At 75.4% G+C, this 6,300-nt stretch carries 2 protein-coding genes; both read left to right on the top strand.

Annotated elements, in window-relative coordinates; genetic code table 11:
- Positions 1–335: hypothetical protein (locus BBH68_RS42445; RefSeq protein ID WP_170066641.1), on the top strand; the 335-nt coding region annotated here is incomplete at its 5' end.
- 22 nt (positions 336–357) lie between these two features.
- On the top strand, positions 358–6,300 hold a 5,943-nt coding region (locus tag BBH68_RS44170), incomplete at its 3' end, for a type I polyketide synthase (RefSeq protein WP_141713153.1).

The raw sequence follows: 6,300 nt of genomic DNA, 5'->3' as shown, positions 1-6,300 counted from the left end.
GGCTGCGGCTGCCCGCCGCGCTCGTCTTCGACTACCCCGACGCGGAGACCATGGCCCGCTACCTGGATCAAAAACTGGCGCCCGAGGACCGGACGGCCACGGCGGTCGATCCGCTCGCGCCCGTCCTGGGCGACCTGGCCAGGCTGGAGTCCACCTTGAACAGCCATGACGTGGAGGGGAAGTCCCGGGAGACGATCGCGAGCCGGCTCCACGCCCTGCTGTCGCGGCTGGAGGGCCGGACGGCCGGCGCCAAGGACATCGACGGCGAGGCGCTGGAGTCGGCGTCGGACGACGAGATGTTCGCGCTCATCGATCAGCAACTCGGCTCGTCCTGACGAGGAGTGAGGGGGAGGAACAATGTCGTCCACGGAAGACAAGCTGCGTCAGTACCTCAAGCGGGTCACCCTCGATCTGGGCGAGGCCAAGCAGCGCCTGCGCGAAGCGGAACAACGCCACCACGAACCCATCGCCATCACCGCCATGGCCTGCCGTTACCCCGGCGGCATCGACTCCCCCGAAGACCTGTGGCAGCTCGTGGACACCGGCGCGGACGCCATCGGCCCCTTCCCCACCAACCGCGGCTGGGACCTCACCGCCCTCTACCACCCCGACCCCGACCACCCCGGCACCAGCTACATCCAGGAAGGCGGCTTCGTCCACGACGCCGACCGGTTCGACGCCTCCTTCTTCAACATCAGCCCCCGCGAAGCCCTCGCCATGGACCCCCAGCAGCGGCTTCTCCTGGAAACCGCCTGGGAACTCCTCGAACGCGCCCACATCGACCCGACCGCCCTCAAGGGCAGCTCCACCGGCGTCTACGCGGGCTGCGGTGTGCCGGGGTTCGGCACACCGCACATCGAGAAGAGCGCCGAGGGCTTCCTGCTGACGGGCAACGCGCTCAGCGTCGTGTCCGGCCGTATCGCCTTCACCCTGGGCCTGGAGGGCCCGGCGGTCACGCTGGACACGGCGTGCTCGTCGTCCCTGGTGGCCATGCACCTGGCGGTCCAGGCGCTGCGGCACGGCGAGTGCGACCTGGCCCTGGCCGGCGGGGTGACGGTGATGTCCACCCCGAACGTGATCACGGAGTTCTCGCGCCAGCGCGGCCTGGCCCCGGACGGGCGGTGCAAGCCGTTCGCCACCGCGGCCGACGGCACGGGCTTCTCCGAGGGCGCGGGCCTGGTACTGCTGGAGCGGCTCTCGGACGCCCGGCGCAACGGGCGCCGGGTGCTCGCGGTCATCCGGGGTTCGGCGGTGAACCAGGACGGCGCGAGCAACGGGCTGAGCGCCCCCAACGGGCCCTCGCAGCAGCGGGTGATCCGCCAGGCGCTGGCCAACGCCGGGCTGGCGGCCGTCGAGGTGGACGCGGTGGAGGCCCACGGCACGGGCACCACGCTCGGCGACCCGATCGAGGCCGAGGCGCTGCTGGCCACCTACGGTCAGGAGCGGCCGGAGGACCGTCCGCTGTGGCTGGGGTCGGTGAAGTCGAACATCGGGCACACGCAGGGCGCCGCCGGGATCGCGGGCGTCATCAAGATGGTGATGGCCCTGCGCCACGGCTCGCTGCCCGCCACCCTCCACGTCGACGAGCCCACCTCGCACGTGGACTGGAGCAGCGGCACGGTACGGCTGCTCACCGAGCCGGTCGACTGGCCGACGGCCCCCGACCGCCCGCGCCGGGCCGGCGTCTCCGCGTTCGGGATCTCCGGCACCAACGCCCACATCATCCTGGAGGAGGCGGCTGAGCCGGTCCCGTCCCCGGGGCCGGAGGCCGAAGGCGCCGGCGGGCCGGCCGTCCTGGGCGGCGTGGTGCCCTGGGTGCTCTCGGCCCGTACCCGGGAGGCCCTGGCCGACCAGGCGCGCCGGCTGGTCCGGGCCGTCGCCGACGCCCCGGACGTCTCGCCCACCGAGGTGGCCTGGTCCCTGACCACCACCCGCGCCACGTTCGACCAGCGCGCCGTGGTCACCGGCACCCGGCTGCCCGATCTCACCGCCGCCCTGGAGGCCCTTGCCGCCGGCGGCGAACACCCCGGCCTGATCCGCGGCGCCGCCCTCGATCCCGAGGAAGGTCCGGTCTTCGTCTTCCCCGGCCAGGGCTCCCAGTGGTCCGGCATGGCCGTCGGCCTGCTGGACTCCTCCCCCGCCTTCGCCGCCCGGATCGCGGAGTGCGAGCGGGCCCTGGCGCCGTACGTGGACTGGTCGCTCACCGCCGTGCTGCGCGGCACCGACACCGCCACCGACCCCGCGCGCGTGGATGTCGTCCAGCCGACCCTGTGGGCCGTCATGGTCTCCCTGGCCGGCCTCTGGCAGGACTTCGGCATCACCCCGGCCGCCGTCATCGGCCACTCCCAGGGCGAGATCGCCGCCGCCTGTATGGCCGGGGCCCTCACCCTCGACGACGCCGCCAAGGTGGTGGCCCTGCGCAGCCAGGCCCTCCGCGCCCTCGCCGGACACGGCGCCATGGCCTCCCTCACCCTCGGCGCCGAGGACACCGCCCGCCTGCTGACCGGCCTCGGCGAGGCGGCCGAGGGCGTCGCCGTCGCCGCCCACAACGGCCCCCGCTCCACCGTCGTCTCCGGGCCGCCCGAGCAGATCACCGCCGTCCTGGCGGCGGCCGAGGCCGAGGGCGCGCGGACCCGCGCCATCGACGTGGACTACGCCTCCCACAGCCCCCATGTCGACCGCATCCGCGACTCGATCCTCGCCCAGCTCACCGACCTCACCCCCACCGCGCCCACCGTCCCCTTCTACTCCACGGTCACCGCCCAGCCGCCGGCCGGCACCCCGCTCGACGCCGAGTACTGGTTCACCAACCTCCGCCGGCCGGTCCGCTTCACCGAGACCCTCACCGCCCTGCTCGCCGACCGCCACCGCCACTTCATCGAGGTGAGCCCCCACCCGGTCCTCACTCCCGGGATCCAGGACGCCATCGACGACGCCGACGTGCCCGCCACGACCATCCCGACCCTCCGCCGCGACCACGGCGGCCCTCTCGACCTCGCGGGCGCCCTCGCCCACGCCCACACCGCCGGGCTCGCCGTCGACTGGCGGCCCTGGTATCCCACCGCCCCGGCCGCCACCACCGACCTGCCCACCTACCCTTTCCAGCGCGAGCGCTACTGGGTGGCGGCGGGCCGTACGGCGGGCGATGTCAGCGCGGCCGGCCTGCGGCCGGTGGAACACCCGCAGCTGTCGGCCGCGACGGGGCTCGCCGACGGCGGGCTCCTGCTGACCGGGCGCCTTCCGGCCGCCGGTGACGCCGGCTGGCTGGGCGAGCACGAGGTCGCGGGCGTGGTCCTGCTGCCCAGCACGGCCCTGGTGGAGTGGGCGCTGCGGGCGGCCGACGAGGCGGGCTGCGGCGGCCTCGAGGAGCTGACCCTGCACGTGCCCCTGACCCTGTCGGCCACCTCCGAGCTGCGGGTCCAGCTCGTGGTGGACGCCCCCGACGAGGACGGGCGCCGCGAGCTGCGCGTCTGCTCCCAGCCCGCGTCCGGCACACCGGAGGGACCCGGGGAGCGGGACATCTGGACCTGCCACGCGACGGGCACCCTCGCGCCCGGCGCGACGGCCGGGACGGAGCTCACGGGCGCCTGGCCCCCCGCCGGGGCCGAGCCGGTGGACATCGCCGACCTGTACGCGCGCACCGAGGCGGCCGGTTACCGGTACGGCCCGACGTTCCGGGGCGTCCAGGCGGTGTGGCGGCACGGCGCCGATCTCCTTGCCGAGGTGGCCCTGGACCAGGGAGCCGAGGAGGGCGCCGACGGGTTCGGCATCCATCCCGCGCTGCTCGAAGCCGCCCTGCACCCGGTGGCGCTGGACCGCCGGCGGGCCGACGGCCCGCTGTGGCTGCCGTTCGTCTGGAGCGGTGTGTCGCTGCACGCGGGCGGCGCGACGGGCGTTCGGGTCCGGCTCCGCGCGCGGCGGTCGGAGGACGGCGAAGGCCGCGAGCTGAACGTCGTCGTGGCGGATCCGACCGGCGCCCCCGTGCTCAGCGTGGATTCGGTCGCGCTGCGCCCGGCCGGGGACGACTGGCTGAAGGCCGCCGAACGACGTGGCCCGGGCGGCCTGTTCACGGTGGAGTGGCTGCCGCTGCCGCCGCCGGAGGACCGGCCCGAGCCGGCGGAGACCGAGGACCTGGTTGTCCGCACCGTGGCGCCGGCGGCCGGCTCCGGCACCGGGAGCGAGACGGGTCTGGCCGCTGTCCGGCGCACGCTGGGCCTCATCCGGGACTGGCTGGCCGAGCCCCGGTCACCGGACGCCCGGCTGGTGCTGGTCACCTCCGGCGCGGTCTCGGCCGGCGAGGAGGACGGGCCCCCGGATCCGGGTGGCGCGGCCGTCTGGGGCCTGGTCCGGGCGGTCCAGGCCGAGCACCCGGGCCGGATCACGCTGGTCGACACAGACACAGACACAGACGCCGACACAGGCACAGACACCGGCACAGACACAGACACAGACACCGCCACCGGCACCCGCACCCGCACCGGCGCCCACTCCGACGCCACCGCCGCGAGCGGGAGCGAAAAGCTGGCCGAGGCGGTCCGCCGGGCCATCGACGCGGACGAGCCGCGGATCGCGGTCCGTTCGGGCGCGGTCTCGGTCCCCCGTCTGCTGCGTGCCGTCGAGCGGCCCGGGGAGCGCACGGAGGTGGATCTCTCCGGCGGGACGGTGGTGGTGGCCGGTGAGCCCGGCCCGTTGCACGGCGTGGTCGCCGAGCACCTGGTGCGCGCGTACGGCGCCCCGCGGCTGCTGCTGCTCTCCCGCTGCGGCGGCCAGGCCCCCGAGGCGGCCGCCCTGGCCGAGCGGCTGACGGCGCTCGGGGCGGAGGTGGAGTCGGCTGCGGCCGACGTCGCCGACCACACCGCCCTGGCGGCGGTGTTGGAGGCGATTCCCGACAGCCACCCGCTGGTGGGCGTCGTGCACATCACCGAGGCGGCCGACGCGGCCCCGGTGGAGGCCTGGGACGAGGAGCGGCTGTCGCGGACCTGGGCGGCGAGGGCCGCCGGCGCGTGGAACCTGCACGCCCTCACCCGTGACCTGCCGCTGCGGATGTTCGCGGTGCTCTCCTCCGTCGCCGTCACCGACGTGGTGGCCGGCCCCGGCCAAGCCGGCCGCGCCGCCGCCCAGGCCTGCGCCGACGCGCTGATCGCCCACCGGCGTTCCGCCGGGCTCCCGGGCGTCGGCCTGGCCTGGACCCTGGGGGGACGGGCCACACCCCACGCCCTGCACCTGTTCGACACGGCGCCGCACCTCACCCGCCCGGTGGCCGTGGCCGCGGACCCGCACCAAGGCCCGCTCGCCACCCGACCGGGCCCCACGGTCCCCGCGCTGCTGCGCGCCCTGGCCCGGCCCGCCCGGCGCCGCGCCGCGGAACGGCGGTCGGTGGCAAGCGCCCTGGCCTCACGCCTCGCCGGTCTCGACGCCTCCGGACAGCGTGACGTCGTGCTGGAAACGGTGCGCCGGGCGGCCGCCGTGGTCCTGGGCCACTCCTCCGACGCGGCCATCCGGCCCGAGGCCGCCTTCAAGGAGCTGGGCTTCGACTCCCTCACAGCGGTCGGACTGCGCAACCGGCTGGCCGAGGCCACCGGGCTGCGCCTGCCCGCCGGCCTGGTCTTCGACTACCCGACCCCCCGGGGCCTCGCCGACCACCTCCTGCACCGCCTGACCGCCGGCACGCCCGTGTCCTCGCCTCTCGCACCGCCGCCGGCCCGGACCGGCGGCGCGGACGACGAGCCGATCGCGGTGGTGGCGATGGCCTGCCGCTTCCCCGGCGGGGTGACCACCCCCGAGGAGCTGTGGGACCTGGTCGCGGCGGGACGGGAGGTGGTGGGTCCGTTCCCCACCAACCGCGGCTGGGACCTGGCCAACCTGTTCCACCCGGACTCCGACCACCCCGGCACCACGTACGCCTCCGAGGGCGCGTTCATCTATGACGTCGACGGCTTCGACGCGGCTTTCTTCGGCATCAACCCCCGCGAGGCCCTGGCCATGGACCCCCAGCAGCGCCTCGTCCTGGAAACCGCCTGGGAGGCCCTCGAACGCGCCGGCATCGACCCGCACACCCTCCACGAGAGCCTGACCGGCGTCTATACCGGCGTCATCTACCACGACTACGCCACCGGCCTGCCCCCCGGCGACCCCCGCCTGGACGGCTACACGATGCTCTCCAGCATCGGCAGCATCATCTCCGGCCGGGTGGCGTACACCCTCGGCCTCCAGGGCCCCGCCGTCACCGTCGACACCGCCTGCTCCTCCTCCCTGGTGTCCATGCACCTCGCCGCCGGGGCCCTGCGCCAGGGCGAGTGC

The sequence above is a fragment of the Streptomyces sparsogenes genome, assembly GCF_001704635.1.
In the GTDB taxonomy this organism is placed as follows: Bacteria; Actinomycetota; Actinomycetes; order Streptomycetales; family Streptomycetaceae; genus Streptomyces; species Streptomyces sparsogenes.
Note: the sequence above shows the minus strand (reverse complement) of the source record. Positions and strands in the feature narration are given on the sequence as shown.